The 17,735-nt window shown below is 57.2% G+C and carries 11 protein-coding genes; 4 read left to right on the top strand and 7 right to left on the bottom strand.

Annotated features, from left to right (window positions below):
• Positions 1-135 precede the first annotated feature (135 nt).
• The 6 genes from parE to FWJ25_RS03855 all read right to left on the bottom strand — a co-directional run bounded on the left by parE (position 136) and on the right by FWJ25_RS03855 (position 9,606).
• Positions 136-2,031 (bottom strand): DNA topoisomerase IV subunit B, encoded by a 1,896-nt coding sequence (gene parE / locus FWJ25_RS03880; RefSeq protein WP_149598910.1) that lies wholly within the window; start codon positions 2,029-2,031, stop codon positions 136-138.
• Between the two features lie 67 nt (positions 2,032-2,098).
• Complete coding sequence (locus tag FWJ25_RS03875; protein WP_149598909.1) at positions 2,099-2,584, bottom strand: protease complex subunit PrcB family protein; 486 nt, start codon at positions 2,582-2,584, stop codon at positions 2,099-2,101.
• The gene (locus tag FWJ25_RS03870; RefSeq protein WP_246166639.1) at positions 2,581-5,262 is read right to left on the bottom strand and encodes a S8 family serine peptidase; all 2,682 of its coding nucleotides are present in this window, start codon (positions 5,260-5,262) and stop codon (positions 2,581-2,583) included. The genes FWJ25_RS03875 and FWJ25_RS03870 overlap by 4 nt, the downstream gene beginning before the upstream one ends.
• Positions 5,263-5,409: 147 nt before the next feature.
• Positions 5,410-7,461: a TRAP transporter large permease subunit gene (locus FWJ25_RS03865; protein WP_149598908.1), complete on the bottom strand. Its 2,052-nt coding sequence runs from the start codon at positions 7,459-7,461 to the stop codon at positions 5,410-5,412.
• 17 nt (positions 7,462-7,478) lie between these two features.
• Positions 7,479-8,489: a putative solute-binding protein gene (locus FWJ25_RS03860; protein ID WP_149598907.1), complete on the bottom strand. Its 1,011-nt coding sequence runs from the start codon at positions 8,487-8,489 to the stop codon at positions 7,479-7,481.
• A gap of 52 nt (positions 8,490-8,541) precedes the next feature.
• On the bottom strand, positions 8,542-9,606 hold the full coding sequence (locus FWJ25_RS03855) for a hypothetical protein (RefSeq protein WP_149598906.1): 1,065 nt from the start codon (positions 9,604-9,606) through the stop codon (positions 8,542-8,544).
• 374 nt (positions 9,607-9,980) lie between these two features.
• Here FWJ25_RS03855 and FWJ25_RS03850 point away from each other — a divergent pair, with 374 nt between their 5' ends.
• Complete coding sequence (locus tag FWJ25_RS03850; protein ID WP_149598905.1) at positions 9,981-12,485, top strand: penicillin acylase family protein; 2,505 nt, start codon at positions 9,981-9,983, stop codon at positions 12,483-12,485.
• Positions 12,486-12,550: 65 nt separating this feature from the next.
• Here FWJ25_RS03850 and FWJ25_RS03845 read toward each other — a convergent pair whose 3' ends face one another.
• A complete protein-coding gene (locus tag FWJ25_RS03845; RefSeq protein ID WP_149598904.1) occupies positions 12,551-13,174 on the bottom strand; it encodes a TetR/AcrR family transcriptional regulator in 624 nt (207 codons plus the stop codon).
• A gap of 152 nt (positions 13,175-13,326) precedes the next feature.
• Between FWJ25_RS03845 and FWJ25_RS03840 the strand changes: the two genes are divergently transcribed.
• Genes FWJ25_RS03840 through FWJ25_RS03830 form a run of 3 tightly spaced genes read left to right on the top strand, consistent with a single transcriptional unit; the run spans position 13,327 to position 17,638 of the window.
• Positions 13,327-15,147 carry an acyclic terpene utilization AtuA family protein gene (locus FWJ25_RS03840; RefSeq protein WP_149598903.1) on the top strand — a complete coding sequence of 607 codons (1,821 nt, stop codon included), beginning with the start codon at positions 13,327-13,329 and terminating at the stop codon, positions 15,145-15,147.
• Positions 15,144-16,010 carry an SDR family oxidoreductase gene (locus tag FWJ25_RS03835; protein ID WP_149598902.1) on the top strand — a complete coding sequence of 289 codons (867 nt, stop codon included), beginning with the start codon at positions 15,144-15,146 and terminating at the stop codon, positions 16,008-16,010. The genes FWJ25_RS03840 and FWJ25_RS03835 overlap by 4 nt, the downstream gene beginning before the upstream one ends.
• 11 nt (positions 16,011-16,021) lie before the next feature.
• A complete protein-coding gene (locus tag FWJ25_RS03830) occupies positions 16,022-17,638 on the top strand; it encodes an acyl-CoA carboxylase subunit beta (RefSeq protein ID WP_149598901.1) in 1,617 nt (538 codons plus the stop codon).
• Positions 17,639-17,735 lie beyond the last annotated feature (97 nt).

The following is a 17,735-nucleotide window of genomic DNA, read 5'->3' as shown; positions in this document are numbered from 1 at the left end:
CGAAGAAAACTGGCAGCATAACGACTTTTGAGAAGACAGAAAAAGAATAAAGAGTGATTTTTAAATCACTACGAAGAATAAGCAGGCGAGCGAGGGAAATTTCAATCAGACATGCCGTTACCCCGAGGCGTTTAGTCAAACAGCAATATCGGCCATATTTCCATATGTTTCCAGCCAGGCCCGGCGGTCAGAAGCACGTTTCTTACCCAGCAGCATGTCCATGCGCTCGTCCGTCTGATCGCCGTCTTCCAGAGTCAGCATCACCAGACGTCGAGTGTCCGGAGCCATGGTGGTCTCCCGGAGTTGCAGGGGGTTCATTTCACCCAAGCCCTTGAAGCGGGTAACAGATACCTTGCCACGCCGATTCTCTGCGGCCAGGCGATCAATAATGCCCTGCTTTTCATGCTCATCAAGAGCGTAGAAAGTTTCCTTGCCAAGATCCACCCGGTACAGAGGCGGCATCGCGACAAAAACGTGTCCGGCAGCCACCAGAGGACGGAAGTGTTTGACGAACAGCGCACATAGCAAGGTGGCAATGTGTAAGCCATCGGAATCCGCATCCGCAAGGATGCAGACCTTATTGTAGCGAAGCCCGGTCAGGTCATCCGAACCGGGGTCCACACCGATCGCAACGGCAATATCATGGACTTCCTGGGACGCCAGAATCTCGCCGGAATCCACTTCCCAGGTGTTCAGAATCTTGCCGCGCAGCGGCATGACTGCCTGAATTTCACGGTCCCGGGCCTGTTTTGCGGAACCGCCAGCAGAATCACCCTCCACCAGGAACAACTCAGAACGGGCGGTATCGCCACCGGAACAGTCCGCCAGTTTTCCTGGCAGCGCGGGGCCGGAGGTCACCTTTTTACGGGCGACCTTTTTACTCGCTCTCAAACGGCGCTGGGCATTGGCAATAAACAGTTCGGCGAGGGCTTCAGCCACGTCTGTATGTTGATTCAGCCACAGACTGAAGGCATCTTTCACCACGCCGGAAACAAAGGCCGCCGCCTCCCGGGATGACAGACGCTCCTTGGTCTGACCGGAAAATTGTGGTTCCTGCATCTTGAAAGAAAGGACGTACGCCGCCCTCTCCCAGATATCTTCAGGTGACAGTTTTACCCCTCGCGGTAGCAGGTTGCGGAATTCACAAAACTCCCGCATCGCCTCTAGCAGCCCGGTACGCAGGCCGTTCACGTGGGTTCCGCCCTGGGCAGTCGGGATCAGGTTCACATAGCTTTCCATCACCGCTTCGCCACCTTCCGGCAGCCACTGGATAGCCCAGTCGACCGCTTCCTTGTTACCGGAAAACGAACCGGTAAACGGATCAAGGGGAACCGCCTCAATATCCGCGAGGGCAGTACGAAGATAATCCCGCAGGCCATCCTCGTAGAACCATTCATCCTTCTCACCGGTTTTTTCCTGCAGGAAAGTCACCGTCAACCCTGGGCACAGCACGGCTTTGGCCCGCAAATTGTGGCGCAGGCGACTCACGGAAAAATTCGGGCTGTCGAAATAACTCGGATCCGGCAGGAATTTAAGGCGGGTACCGGTATTGCGCTTGCCGACGGTATCGATAACTTCCAGATCTGTCGCCTTTTCGCCGTCAGCAAAGGTGATCCGGTGCAGCTGGCCATCCCGCTTGATCAGGACTTCCAGATGGTTGGACAGCGCATTGACTACGGAAACCCCCACACCGTGCAGACCACCGGAGAAATTGTAGTTACCCTGGGAGAACTTGCCGCCAGCGTGCAGGCGGGTCAGGATCAGTTCGACACCGGGCAGCCCCTCTTCCTTGTGCATGTCTACCGGCATACCCCGGCCGTCATCTTCTACGCTCAGGGAACCATCGCTGTAGAGCACAACGTCAATGCGACGGGCGTGTCCGGCCAGGGCTTCATCCACACTGTTGTCGATCACTTCCTGGGCCAGATGGTTCGGGCGGCTGGTATCGGTATACATGCCCGGCCGTTTACGGACAGGGTCCAGACCGCTCAGAACTTCAATGGCATCGGCGTTATATTGTTGCTGGCTCATAGACAGGAAGTGACTCCGCATTTGGAAAAATAAGCTGAGCCATAGCTTAGGGAATCGGCGGCAAAGATCAACGGTTGTTTTCCGCCTGGATCACACGGATATCGTCCCAGCCGCTTGCGGTAACCGCAATAGCAGCACAGGGGGTAGTCAGCACCTGGACGACCATGTCTCCGGGCCCGGGTGATTTTGTCGATACCGTTAACCTGAGTTCTTCGTTCTCTATCTCCGACCCCATCAACGTGACCGAATAGCCACCCGTCGGCTTCTGGCCCGCTGCAACCAGCACCACTTTTTCCTCAGCGAAGTCGATAGCCCTTAGCGGCGCAAGAGACAGGTTCCGCCCGGGCAGGCCTTCCAGTTTGTCCAGATCCTCTTCACGGGTCACCGTCAGATGACCTGGAGCTGAGAGTCCGCAATGAGCCGATTGGGCGATCTGCCTGGCCAGAGGCGCACCAGAAGCAGTTTCCGTTTCAATCTGACTAACGGCACACCCGGATGCAAAGACACCGGCAAGAAGAACGGTCAGCGTGTTCAGTGAAAAAGGTTTTGTCATGGAGTCGCAACGGTTTTCAGGGTTTGAGTATCAGCAGTCCTGTCCAGCAGGCGATACCCGGAAAAGTCCGGTCGTGGCAGCTGGTTTGGCGAACTGGCCGAGATGGTCGGCCGGGTATAGCTGGTTGTCATCCGGATTCCGGTAATGGGCTGCCCTTCTTCGATCGTAATTTCTTCCCGCAAGCCAGCGACCGGGTATTCCGCACAGGCTTCACCAGCGTGGCAGATCAGTCCATCGTTATCCAGATCGGTACCGGCAACCAGAATGTAATTGCCCGGTGGCACTTCGTTGATCAGGGTTGGAGAGACACCATCGTCCGGAATAAAGCTAAAGGTGTACAGGCCATCCTCGGCCACCGAACTGGTCTGGGCAACCGATTCATAGAAACCGTCAGCTGTCGGTTCCGGATTCACCAGCAACACAAAGTGGCGACCGGCATTGCGAGCCTGAAGGTCACTGACGGTTTGCCCGACGACCGGGATGTCCAGGGAGCGAGCCTGGTCGGTGGTGTAGCTGATGGTGACTGTCGCCCGCTCTGAAACACCACTGTCCAGCAACTCCGGATGCAACGTCATAACCAACTGCAAACTCGACACCGTTCCTGGCGGGTCCGGGCTGACGTCTACAGTCAGCCAGTCTGCTGCTTCTGTGACGGCGGTGATTGTTGCGTCGCCGCTTTCAGAATCCAGCAGGGAAACCGTCACGGTCTGTTGTAACGAACCTTCCGAAGACAGGCTCACAATAGCAGGAGATGCAACAAGGATAGCTGGAATAACGCCGTCAGTCGCAGCAAGCACCGCTTTGCCAGCATCCAGCAGGCCCCACCCCAACTCACTGGTTTTCGCGCAGGGTTCCGCAGCACAACTCGTCAGCTGACCGCTCTGCAGCAACGCGCTGATAGCGCCATACTCCAGAGTAGGCTTAACATTTTTCATCAGTGCAAGCACCGCAGACACATGGGGGGCCGCCATTGATGTGCCCTGGAGGCCGATGTAGGTTTCCTGCAAGCTGCCGTCAATTGATGTCGCACTGGTACTGCTGACCAGGTCACCGTAACCATCGGCGTTGCCATCGCGGCTGGCATCACCGCCCGGCGCAGCAACATCCACCCAGCTTCCATAGTTGGAGTAGGTCGAGAGCTGCCCGGCACCATCAACTGCACTGACCGCCAATACGTTATCAAAAGCCGCAGGGTAGGACGGGGCTGTTGAAGCTGAATTACCCGCCGCAGCGACAAATACGATACCCCGATCAGTCGCGGTGTTAATCGCAGACTGAAGGGAAGATATGTAGGGAAGTCCACCAAGACTGAGGTTCACCACATCCGCTCTGGGTGAACCCGCATCCGGCCCTGCGATCCATTGCAGTGCATCCAGCAGGTCCTCCGACGATCCGGTGCCTCCTTCTCCCAGAACCCTCACAGGCAACAAATTCGATTCATAGGCCACCCCGGCTCCTCCGGAACCGTTGACTACGGCTGCCACGGTCCCCGCCACATGGGTGCCATGATACACACTGCTACCAACGTCATTTCCCGGGTCTCTTGGGTCGCTATCGTCATCGACGAAATCAGCTCCCAGGGGCAGCGGTGAGAGGACGTTCGCGGCAATATCCGAATGCCAGGCTCCGGGTGAACTGGCGAACAGCCCTGTGTCCATCACCGCCACCGTGACCCCCTGCCCGCCATTACCCACGATTTGCCAGGCCGTTGGCGCGTTGAGCAGACTGTAATGCCATTGCTGACCTAAAGTCGGGCTGTTATACAAAGGTTCGTCCAGAGGCGTTGCCATGGCTCGCATCCGGTAGTTGGGCTCGGCTGATCTGACTTCCTGCCGGGAACGCATCTCCCGGATCCACTCCAGGGTGGCAGCCTTCCGTGACTGCTCATTCCCTGCCATACCGGCCGGAGGCATGGCCACGCGCCAGAGCCCTTTGCCTATCTCGCGCTTGAACTCCCCCGCAACTGCCAGACTATTTGCACCGGCCCGTTCATCGTCGGCCAGCGCAACAAGGGCTTCTCCTTCCACAAACTCGTAATCGGGCCACTCAAACGCACGGAATTCTCCGGCAGTGGCAACGGAACTGGAAAGCACATAGAGCATTGGCGTATTACCGCCAGCCGACACCGTTATCGTGTAGGTTCCATCCGCCTCGGTGGTAGGCAACGCCACACTGACCTCCGTGGAGTTGGCATCGGATGAGGCACTATCAATCACCGTCCCGCCTTCGGATAACACCACATCCAGGGAAGAAACACCTGCCCTTGAGGCAAAGGCTTGCAGGTAAATACGTTGTCCGGATTTCAGGTTAACCGTGTACACATCTTCCGGATCAGCAAAATACGGGGCGGCTGCAAACCCACTCAGAGGTGCATAGCTGCCATCCGTGGCGCTGACGTAGCCGGCAAGCAGATACTCCGGAGGCAGGACTTGTGGAGAGGACAGCGGCGTGTCATTCAACAGGAGAACGTCGGCGGTGTCTGCATCGACACGGGTGCCCACCTCGATATCGATCACGCCGGAAAGCGCAACGTTGACCGGCACAGAGCTGTCGCCAGACCCACCGCCACCACATCCGGCGATGGCACCAGCCAGGATAGCCAGCATTGCCGGCCGCAGAGGCCAAACCGCCATACATCCCAATGCCATTTCCAACCCTCCCCGTTCCCCTACAATCATAGAGCATCCTGCCGCCCTGATGGATTTACCAAGTATTCACGGTACTGTTCACTGTGCTGTCCATAGTGCGGGGCAAACACTATCCTCAGACAAAAAAGCCGCCTGACGAGTTCCCCCGCCGGCGGCTTTCACGGTATCCGTCAAAGGTTACAGAGCGTAGAACAGCATCGGCACGAAAGCCACCAGCAAAAGTGTCGGCCCCATCACAGCCAGAGGTAGCAACAGACGCTCATATTTGTGCCAGAACGATCCTCGCCGTTCTGCTGCCAGAACTTCCGTCTCTCCAACCACCTGGCGAGTCAGCAAGTGATTCAGCGCAACTGGCGGGCTGAGATAGCCCAACTCGAATGCCACCAGGCAAACCAGCCAGAAATGCAGTGGGTCGATGCCCAACTGGATGGCTGGCTGAGCAATGGTCGCCGATACCAGGATAACCGCGCCAAACGGGTCCATCACCATACCAATGAAGGTCAGCATCACCACGATCACCAGCATAGCAATCCACGGGCTGGTCAGATCCTCAGGGAACAACGCATGGACGATATCCGAGCGCTCAAGTATACCCCCAAGGCAGATCGAAAACCCGATCAACGCCAGCAAAGCCCCGATGTGAACAGCCGAATCGCTGGCAGCGGAAGCGCTCCGTGCCCAGAACGCCTGAGCCCGGGATTCGCCGTCGTTCCGGCTATCTTTACTGGCATCGAGGAACACCAGAGCAAGCATAACCAGAGGCAGAATCAGGGGCGCGCTGTACTCATTGAACTTCAGGCCCAGGATGATCCATATCGCCAGAATGACACCGGCACCGACAACGGCGTAAGGAGCCAGCGGCTTGAGCCGGGCAACGGACTCGCGAAGAGCGCCCGGCGCTGGACGTGGTTTCCAGTTCCCTTCGGTTTTACAGACAATGATCGAGAACAGCGTGGCTGACATGATGAAGATCCAGAAGCCCCAGCCGTACATCTCGGTGGTGGTTACTTCCTTGTTCAGGGCCGCTACAACCACAATCAGCAGGCAGGGGTTAAGGACCACACCAAGACTGCCGGACATTGCAGTTGTCGCCAGGGAGAGTTGGCGGCCCGCGCCCGCTCTGCGCAGTTCGTCGTAAACAACCCCACCCACGGCCAGGATGAAGATACCAGAAGCACCCGTAAAAGCGGTCGGGAACGCGGTCGCGAAGATAATTACCGAGGCAAGCATGGGCGCCGGCAGATTAAAGGGCTTAATGACGCTCAACAGCAGTTCCGGCAGGCGGGTCTGCTTCAGGATCATACCGACCAGTACATAGAGCCCGATGTTGATGAACATTGATGACAGGTTCGACATCATGCCGAAGTAGATAGCAAGCCCCGAGGCGTACCCGTCTACCAGGAAGAAATAGCTCATGGCAATCAGGCCCATGACGCAATACAAAGGCACCACCAGACCTGAAGACAGCGAGAGCTTACCGGCTTTCACCCGCGACGGAACATTGACGAACCGGATGGCGTTTATAATCATGAACAGACCAAACACCGCAGCCCATCCATACTGCAGATTCATCGTGCTATCAGCTTCTGGCGACGTGGCCAGCTTGCCGAGGTACGAATAAAGGGACGACACCATCAAGCCATTAACTACGAACTGGGCACCCTGACTCAAACGCCATTCGGCGCTGTTACGGGGCAGCCGTAAGGAAATATGGTCAGCATCCAGCGCCGCAATGGCAGCCGCCATGGCAAACATCGCCATGAACAGGAACTTGGTCAGGTCGATGTTATCCAGCAGGAATTTGGCCAACCCCTGCTCTACCGTCTTGAACACACCCAGCGCCGGCGTGGCGTTGGCCATGTTCTGCTCGAATAGCGCATACTCCTGGGCGCACAGCGCCATATTCCGTTCCAGAGAGGTGCGGATTGCATCCGGATTGGGCGGTGAACTGAAAAGATCATCGGGGTCAGGCTTGTATGCGGCCATCCGTTTCCGGATCTCAGCATCAACATCCATCTCCAACTGACAAGTCGGCTCCGTGGCATCTGGATTGAGCAGGTAGTAATTGGGCCAGGTTTGCTCCCCGATCCACAACAAACGTGAATGCAGAGAGTTGCCCATCCCCAACAAGAGGGTAAACATCAGGAGCAGGAGCAGAACCGCCCCGTGCATTTTATGCACGGGGTAGAGGGTTTTAGCTCCTGTCGCCGCCATTGCGCGCCAGTTCATTGAGAGTCAGCCTCGTATTATTCCCGGTTGTCCGCAGTACATTCGGACGCGGTCGGGTTGCTGGCACAACGGATCTTGGCCAGCAGGCTCAGCATTTTCGGGTCGTAGACGTTAGGAGCGCCGTTCTTACCGTCACGCATTTCCAGACGGTTCTCACGGAACATTTCCTGATAACCTTCGATATCTGCGTCGGATAGAGAGATCCACTTGTCACCAGGAATGGCTGCTTCCTGGGCCTTGATCAGGTCCATAGTCTGCGGGAACATTCCCCAGGCCACTTCCCGCGCTTCCTGAGCCTTGGCGTCGTCAATCACGTCGTCCTTGGCAATAACCTGAATCGTCAACTGGGCCAGCGGATATTTGACAACACCCCCGCCATTACTCAGTCCCTTGTATAGTTCAAGAGCCTCGTAGGCAAATGCCGGTGCATAGGCTGTATCCACGGAACCGTTGTTGAATTTGCCCGCAAAGTTGGTGATATCAGAAGGCACGACGGTTGCTTTTACATAGTTGACCATATGAATCGCGTCTTTCTGGTAATCCAGGGTGGCCATACGCTTACCAGCCAGTTCACCAGCCGTGTCGATACTGCGGTCATCCACAAACAGGTAACCCGCTCCCACCGGGAATATTCCGAGGACTTCATACCCGCCGCTTTTCATCAATGGCGCCGCTTTTGCCTGTGCAAGCGTTGCCAGCACGGTTTTAAGGTCGTCGTAGGTTGGCAGGGCACCCACCGCACTGACAGAACCGGTAAAGCGGTTGAATGGACGGGTCCGCAAGTCGGTGGCGATAACAACATCACACTGACCCGCATTGAAATCACCGACCGCAACGCCTTCGTCAGTGTAGGGTTTCAGTTCCAGATCCACGCCATGAGCTTTAAGCTCCAGAGCGTAGTCCTTGGCAACGTTGAACATATCACCGTTGGCTCCGATAACGTCGAAGACACAGGTCGGGATACTCTGAGCAGATGCCAGCGGAGCTGCCGCGGCAAGAGTGAGGGCTGCAAGGGATTTACGGATCATATCGACCTCCCGGTCATTTTTGTGGTTGTAATCCAGTCTTGGCATTTCCTGCTTAGAGCAGGTCATCCAGGCTCATAGTTTCGACATTTTCGGTGTCACGCTCTGGCGACATCTTTCCAAAAAAGCTCTGCGGTGTGCGGTAGCCGTAATGGGCAACCCAGTGTTTGTCAGAAGCGAACTGAACAACATTCCGAGCCACCTCATCTACGAGGCGATAGTCATCCCAGACTTTGACGGTTGACTCGGATTCTGCAAACTGGCCGATAACTTTTTCAAGAACGTCCGGGCGCCCAAAGGTTTCGGCAGCCACCGCTTCAAGAGCCATCGAGGCACGCATACCCTTGGCGATACTCAGCTCTGAGCTGTGTTCGAGCACCATCCAGGGATCCGGAGAGAGCGCTGGGCGGGTGTCAGGCAGCAACAGCCAGACCAGTGACCGGATTGCGTTGGGCAGGCCACCCCACTTCTCGTTGTCGACACACTGCGCGGCGCGCTCAGCCTGGGGAGCAATATTGCGGGGAACACCGGCCATGGAACCGGAGTTGGCATCGTTCACGATGGCCTGAAGACCGGTGAGCAGCCCCAGCAGGAAGGTCAGCTCATCCTGATCATCAAACAGGAACGGGCACTCGACGGGCTCCATGGACGGATCGAATTCGTAGGCTTCCATGGCACGCTGGAAAGAGAGATAACGCCGCTTGGCCGTCATCGCGTTCAAACGCTTGGCTCGTTCCCTTGCATCTTTTGCTGCCGGGACGATGCCTTGAAAATCTGCGCTGAGATACTCAAGCTCAGCCTCCCACGCCTTGGCTTCAGCACAGTTACCTGCGAGGAGCATCAGCAGCGAGCCGGTGGTGTTGGGAGCAGAGGTCACCCGGGAAAAGGAGTACAACAGCGGATCGAGCCCCTCACCCAATGAGCAGGCCATCTGAGTATCGGACATCTGCAACACGTAAGGTGTTGCCTCGCCCTCGGAGTAGCTCGACAGCACCGTACCAGTGGTGCTGTAGATGGGGTTTGCCTGACAGCCCGCAAGCAAAGCCAGCATGGCAAGGGACATGATTCGATAGGTGTTGCCGAAGGCCCACACCAGCATATTCGTCAGTGAAGAAATCATAATTCGCCCTGTTCCGCATTATTTTTATGTATCTGGGATACCATCTTTGGTGCCCGCCTCGATGGAACACACGCGACAAACCGAAAAAGGTTTCCCCCCACCGTGGTTTCCATGACACAAGAATGCGATCAAAGCCATAAGACCAAAATGGCAGGAATGCCGACACGGGCATGCCGATGAGGCCAATGGCCTCCGGGTGACATTCTTCAACTACTCATTTTTTGACGCAGATCAAAGACTTCCACAACCCACTGTTTCCCAGACAATTTCCACACTGAAATATTTACTTCCAAAAATTCCCGCCCAGCGGAACCTTTTAGACCTTCCTCCGTTTTTTCGAATGTCGTCACAAAAACAATACAAGGCAGACAAACATGGCACACACCAAGTCCATTTTTCCCTTACTACTCGGCGCTACACTGATGGCTGGATGCCTTTCCGATTCGTCGTCGCAGGCGCCATCGTCAACCCAGCCCTCTGATGACAGCGCACGTAACGTCGCCGGCGATCAACAACAGAACCCCCGCAAAGCCACTCTGAGGCGCACTTCTTTCGGCATCCCTCACATTGAAGCCAAAGATTTCAACGGCATGGGGTATGCCTATGGATATGTACAGGCCGAAGACAACCTGTGCCTTCTGGCCCGCGACACGTTAACCATCCGCGGTCTGCGCTCCCGGTATCTGGGGCCAACCGGTGATTACACAATTCCATCCAATGGCACTTCGACCACCAACCTGAATGCCGACTTCTTCTGGCGGGCGACCCTGACAGCCCAGGCAATAGCTCCGTTCCGCAACAACAGTGATCAGGAAGTGCTCGACGCCTCCAGTGGCTACGTTGAGGGTTTTAACCGCTACGTTCAGGAAATTCGGGACGGCAAACATCCGGGACGGCACGAGGAATGCAGAAACGCCGAGTGGTTGCTGACACTGGAAGACGACGACATGTACCGACGTTACCTCCGCCTTGCGGTGCTGGCCAGTTCGTCCGTGTTTATCGACGGCATTGCCAGCGCGCAGCCACCTGCAACCGCGGATCTGTCGCAACCGGATATCGAAGGTTTGATCAATGCTCTGTCCGACGTATCCGGAGATGCCCTGCCTTTTCCGGTCGGTGGAGAACTCCCAATCGGCAGCAATATGTACGGGCTGTCGGCCGGTGCCAGCCGTACTGGTGAATCTATCCTGTTCGGCAACCCTCACTTCCCCTGGAAAGAAACCGAACGACTGTACCTGGCCCACCTGAAAGTGGGTGACGACACAGAAATCATGGGTGCTACCCTGTATGGTCTTCCCGCGGTGCTGATCGGCTTCAATGACCATCTGGCCTGGAGCCACACGGTTTCTACAGCCTACCGATTTACTTTCTACGAACTCACCCTGAACCCGGCCGATCCGACCCAGTACCTCTATGAGGGCGAGTTTCTGGATATGGAAAGTTCAGATATCACCATCGAAGTTCTCGAAAGCGACGGAAGCATCGGGCAACGCTCGCGTACACTCTACCGCTCAAAATTCGGCCCGATGCTGACCTTCGAAGCCGCCGGACTTCCGATCCTGAACTGGACCTCGCTGAAGGCTTACACCCTCAGGGATGCCAATGCCGAAAATGATCGCCTGATGAACCAGTTTTTCCGATGGAATCAGGCCAACAGCCTGGATGAGTTTATTGAGCTCCATGGCAGTGTTCTCGGCGTACCCTGGGTCAATACCGTGGCCACTGGCCCGGGACAGCCCGCATACTACGGCGACGTAACAGTCGTGCCGAATGTACCCGATGCTAAAGTTGCCAGCTGCGCTACCGTGCTTTCCCCGGTTTTCGGGTTGTTGGCTCCCGGCCTCCCACTGCTGGACGGATCCCGGGCTGAGTGCGAGTGGGACACCGATGCCGACGCCCCCGCACCGGGCATATTCGGCGTAGGCAACCTGCCCACACTTACCCGCTCAGACTGGGTCCATAACTGTAACGACAGTTACTGGGCCACCAATCCGGCGCAGCCCCTCACCGGGTTCGCCGCCATTATCGGGGATGAAGAAACCCCTCGAACCTTAAGAACACGGAAGTGTATGCAACAGGTCGAGGAGCGTATCAGCGGAGCCGACGGCCTGCCCGGCAGTGTCGGCTTTGATATGGACAATCTGCAATCAGTGGTGCTTAACAGCACCGTTCAGTCCGAACAGCTGGCCCGCCAGTCTGTTCTTGATGCCTATTGCCCTATTGGTGTTCTGCTCAGTTCTTCAGGGCAGTTAGTGGATATCTCTGGCGCCTGCGAGGTGCTGACCCAGTGGGATGGAAGCAACAACCTGGGCTCCGCCGGTGGTCATATCTGGCGGGAGTTCTGGCGTGGTATTGATCCACTGCCCATCACTTCTCCAGACAAATGGCTGGTGCCGTTTGATCCCGCAGACCCGGTGAACACCCCTGCGGGACTGAACGTGGTCAGTCCACTGATTCAGGCGGCCTTCGCGGATGGTGTAAAACGTATTCAGGACTCGCCGATCGCCCTGAATGCGACGATGGGCGAGATTCAGCAGTCCGGAATTCACAACACCGCCATACCACTGTTTGGCGGTGAAGGATTTGAAGGCAGCTTCACTATCGCCAGCTCCCGACCGAACGATCTCAGAGACGGCACCTATGATGTGAACTACGGCAACAGCTATATTCAGACGGTCACCTGGGATGAGGGCGGAGCACCTGTAGCGGAAGGGTTCGTCACCTACTCCCAGTCAACCGACCCCGCTTCGCCTTACTACAAGGACATGACCGAGGCCTATTCGAAAAAGCAATGGATTAGCTTCCCCTATACTGACGAAGCTATCCGGTCCGATCCCGGGCTGGTGCAATACAATTTGTTCGAACGGGCGAACAACTAGGCCTGCAACAAAAAAACCGGGCGCCCGAGTGAGGCGCCCCGTTTTCTGATGCGACTGACAGGTTTTCAGTTCGCCGGAGAAAAGCCCAGCATCGCCATCACCTGATCCGTCAACCCATCCAGCGTCAGACCACCCCGTTCCGGGTGATACCAGGTGACAGTCCAGCTCAGTGCGCCAGTCAACATACGGCGCACAACAAAAGGTTCCGCCAGCAGTGCCCCCTCAGCCTTAAGGGTTCCAAGCACATCCAGCCAGAGCGCTTCATAGATCTCCCTCAGTGCAAGCACATCCGCCTGGGAATCCTCTGACAGACTGCGCCATTCAAACACCAGCACCGCCATGGCTTCTCCGGTCTGGCCGTTAATGGATTCCAGTTCCGCCCGCACCAGCGCTCTTAGCTTCTGCTCCGGCGTACCCGCTTCGTCCACCGCTGCCTGCATGATCGCAGTATTCAACCGGATGGTCTCAACCATCACTGCTTTCAGAATATCTTCCTTGGTACGGAAATGATGAAACAGGCTGCCAGACTGGATGCCGACAGCCGCCGCGAGGTCACGGACTGTTGTTCGTTCGTAGCCCTTGTCCCGAAACAATCGGGCCGCCTCCTGCAGCAGCCGTCCACGGGCGCCCTTTGGGTCCGAGACAAGATTTTCAGCGATGAGTGCTTTGAGAATGTCGGATTGGCTCACAGGTGATTTCCAGCAGTCGAATCAGGCCAACAATTCTACCTGACATTTTCAGGTTTACAAACCAAGCGCTTGCTTGGTATCGTCATTTGTATTGTGAGCCAGCCGCCTGGCCGAACCAAACTGCAAACCCAAAAACAAACAAGGCAGACATAATGGAAGACTCCACCGCCCGCAGGACAAAGCCCGTACGCATCGGCTGTTCAGCGGCCTTCTGGGGCGACACCGAAACGGCAGCCGCCCAGTTGGTCCGAAAAGGCAACATTGACTATCTGGTCGCGGACTATCTGGCTGAGATAACCATGTCGATCATGGCCGGCCAGAAGATGAAGGATCCGAGCCAGGGGTATGCACGGGATTTTGTCGAAACCGTGATGGCGCCACTACTTGGAGAAATAAAGGATCAGGGGATCAGGGTCCTGGCCAACGCTGGCGGCGTTAATCCCGTCGCCTGTCGTGATGCATTGCAGGCTGTGTGTGAAAGAGCCGGTGTGGAGATGAAGATCGCGCTTGTACTTGGTGACGATCTTCTACCCCAGAAAAAGCAGCTGACCGAGGCCGGCACCACCGAGCTCTCTACGGGCCAGGCCATGCCCCCGATGATGGTAAGCCTGAACGCCTACCTCGGCGCCCCGGGGCTGGTTGCGGCGCTGGCGCAAGGGGCTGACATCATCATCACAGGACGGGTTGCCGACAGTGCGCTGGTACTTGCACCACTCGTCCACGAATTCGGCTGGCACTGGACAGATTACGACAAACTCTCCCAGGGCAGCCTTGCAGGACACCTGCTGGAATGCGGGGCACAGTCCACCGGTGGCAACTTCACTGACTGGGAAGACATCGCCGATGGGTTTGCGGATATGGGCTTTCCAATTGCAGAAGTCAGCCCGGACTCCAGCTTCATCATCACCAAGCCCGCCGAGACTGGCGGTCAGGTCAGCCGGGGCACCGTTGCCGAGCAACTGGTTTATGAAATTGGCGATCCCCGTGCCTATCTGCTGCCCGATGTCACCTGTGATTTCACGGGTGTGTCACTTGAAGAAACCGGCCATAACGAAGTGCGGGTAACCGGCGCCCAGGGTAACCCGCCAACAGACAGCTACAAGGTTTCCGGCACCTGGCCGGACGGCTTCAAGTGCACGGTCACCTTCCTGATGGCGGGAATCGATGCTCCGGCCAAGGCGCAGACAGTGGCTGATGCCATTCTGACCAAAACATCCAGGATGTTGGCCGAGCGAGGGCTGTCGGACTACACCGAAACCAGCGTTGAGCTTCTGGGTACCGAAGCCACTTATGGTCCTCATGGCCTTCGGCATGATACCCGCGAAGTGGTGGTCAAAATCAGTGCGGCGCATGCCAGGAAACAAGCTCTGGTTCTGTTCTCCCGGGAAATTGCTCAGGCGGCTACCGGCATGGCGCCGGGCATCACTGGCATTGTTGGCGGGCGCCCTGCTGTCTGGCCGAAAATTCGGCTCTACTCCTGCCTGGTGCCGAAAGAAAACATCAGCGTTTCCATTCAGCTCAACGCTGACCCCCTACCGGTCGATATCAACACAGCCGGAGGTTTTGATCCTGCCCAACCTGAAGAGCAGCCTGCCAGTTATGACGCCCCGGCGACCGACACGACGGTTCCGCTCATCAGACTCGCCTGGGCTCGCAGTGGCGACAAAGGTGACCACAGCAACATAGGCGTGATCGCCCGGGACCCGGCCTATATGCCATTCATCGAAGCGGCGCTCACCGAGGATGCAGTCGCTCGCTGGATGGCACACACACTGAACCCGAAAACAGGCAAGGTCACACGCTGGGCCCTGCCAGGCCTGCACGCGTTCAACTTCCTGCTGGAACACAGTCTCGGTGGCGGCGGCGTCGCGAGCCTGAGGATCGATCCCCAGGGCAAGGCTTTTGCACAACAGCTACTCGAATTCCCTGTACCGGTCTGTCAGGCCACTCTGGATAAAGGACAGTACTCATGAGTTACCAATCCATTTTTCATCCCGATCTGTTCAAAGACCAGGTATTCATTGTGACCGGCGGCGGCTCAGGCATTGGCCGCTGCACAGCTCACGAGTTGTCGGCCCTTGGCGCCCGGGTGGCGCTGGTTGGCCGGAAGGTGGAAAAAGTCGAACACGTGAAGGCCGAAATTCTGGAAGACGGAGGCCAGGCTTCCGCGCACGTCTGTGACATCCGTGAGGAAGAGTCGGTCAAAGCGACCGTCGCCGCTATCCTCGAAGAACATGGCCGACTGAATGGTCTGGTCAACAATGCTGGAGGCCAGTTTCCGGCACCGCTCACCAACATCAACCAGAAGGGTTGGGAAACGGTGGTACGCACCAACCTCACCGGTGGGTTCCTGATGGCTCGCGAGGCTTACACCCAGGCCCTGGCCAGTACTGGTGGTGCGATCGTCAACATCGTTGCCGATATGTGGGGCGGCATGCCGGGTATGGGGCACTCGGGCGCAGCCCGAGCCGGGATGGTCAACTTCACCCAGACTGCCGCCGTTGAATGGGGCGTGTCGGGAGTGCGAGTCAATGCCGTCGCACCTGGCTGGATAGCGTCCAGCGGCATGGATAACTATCCGGAGCACATGAAACAGTGGATTCGCAGCCTTGGGGATAACGTCCCCATCAAGCGTATGGGAACTGAATCCGAAGTCAGCGCTGCCATCTGTTTCCTGCTCAGCCCCGGCGCCGCATTCGTCAACGGTGACTGCCTGCGCATTGACGGTGGCGCCTCCCAGGGCGGCCGGGTCTGGCCACTGCCAAAGGCCAAGAACAACGAACCCTTCAACGGGTTCCATCGGGCATTTACCCCCAAAGTTCTGAGCGAGGATTAAGGGTTACGTTTATGCAAATACTGGAATCCGGCATCAACACAAACTCCGATGAGTTCCGTGCCAACGTCTACGTTATGGAGTCCCATATCGGGGAGTTTCGGGCCGTTGAACAGAAAGTTCTGGACCTGGCAGAATCTGCCCGTGAGAAATTCACCAGCCGGGGAAAACTTCTGCCCCGGGACCGGATAAACCGGCTGCTGGATCGCGGCACCCCGTTCCTCGAACTCTGCTCCCTCGCCGGCTACAAAATGCATGATGACAAAGACGGCAGTATGGCCGGAGGCGGCATTATTGCAGGCATCGGCACCGTTAGCGGTGTACGTTGCCTGGTGGTCGCCAGCAACAGCGCCATCAAGGGTGGCACCATTACCCCGGCGGGGCTGGACAAGACCTTGCGGCTACAGCGCATTGCCATGGAAAACAAACTGCCCGTGGTGTCTTTGTCCGAGAGTGGCGGCGCCAACCTGAACTACGCCACAGACATTTTCGTGCAGGGTGCCCGGGGTTTTGCCAACCAGGCCCGCATGTCTGCAGCGGGCCTTCCGCAGATCACTGTGGTTCATGGCAACGCAACTGCCGGCGGAGCCTACCAGCCCGGGTTGTCTGACTATGTTGTGGCAGTCCGGGGCAAGGCGAAAATGTTCCTCGCCGGCCCTCCCCTACTGAAAGCCGCCACCGGCGAAGTGGCCACCGATGAAGAACTGGGTGGTGCAGAGATGCACGCCCAGGTTGCCGGTACCGCAGAATACCTTGCAGAAGACGATGCCGACGGTATCCGGCAGGCTAGAGACATCCTGGAAGCCCTGCCCTGGAACGAGCAACTGCCTCCGGTTCGGGAAACACAATGGGAAGACCCGCTCTACGCCGCAGACGAGTTGCTGGGCGTCATCCCGTCAGATTCGAAAAAGCCCTACGATGTCCGAGAGGTTCTTGCACGGATAGCCGACGGCTCGAAGTTCATGGATTTCAAAAACGAGTTCGACGACCAGACTGTGTGCGGCACCATCCGGATTGAAGGCCACTCCGTCGGCATCATCGGCAACAATGGCCCGATCACACCGGCAGGCAGCGCCAAAGCCGCTCAATTCATCCAGCTTTGTGATCAGGCAGGAACTCCTCTGCTGTTCCTGCACAACACCACCGGTTTTATGGTGGGTACTCATTCCGAACAGAACGGCATCATCAAACACGGGTCCAAGATGATTCAGGCCGTGGCCAATTGCCGTGTTCCCAAAATCGCCGTTGTGATCGGCGGGTCCTACGGCGCCGGCAACTATGCCATGTGCGGCAGGGGGCTGGACCCGCGTTTCATCTTCGCCTGGCCCAACAGCCGAACCGCGGTGATGGGGCCGGCTCAGGCGGGCAAGGTGATGCGTATTGTGGCGGAGGACAAACAGCGCCGAAACGGTATGGAACCGGATGCCAAGACCCTGGATTTCCTGGAGCAAGCGACGGCCAAGAAACTGGAAGATGGATCTACAGCGCTTTTCGGAACGGCACGGCTCTGGGATGACGGATTGATTGACCCGCGGGATACCCGCCGGGTTGTAGCAATGGTTCTGGATGTTTGCCGTGAGGCTGAGCTACGGCAGTTGCGGCCCAATACCTTTGGCGTAGGCCGCCTGTAGGCCTTGTTGGTCTGGCGTTGGAACCGGCTGGGCAGAGCGTTCCAAAAAACGCTACGAGCACATCCATGTGCGCTTGGCTCCGGCCATCCCTGGCCTC

It is taken from the genome of Marinobacter salinexigens (assembly GCF_008370345.1).
GTDB classification, from domain to species: domain Bacteria; phylum Pseudomonadota; class Gammaproteobacteria; order Pseudomonadales; family Oleiphilaceae; genus Marinobacter; species Marinobacter salinexigens.
Note: the sequence above shows the minus strand (reverse complement) of the source record. Positions and strands in the feature narration are given on the sequence as shown.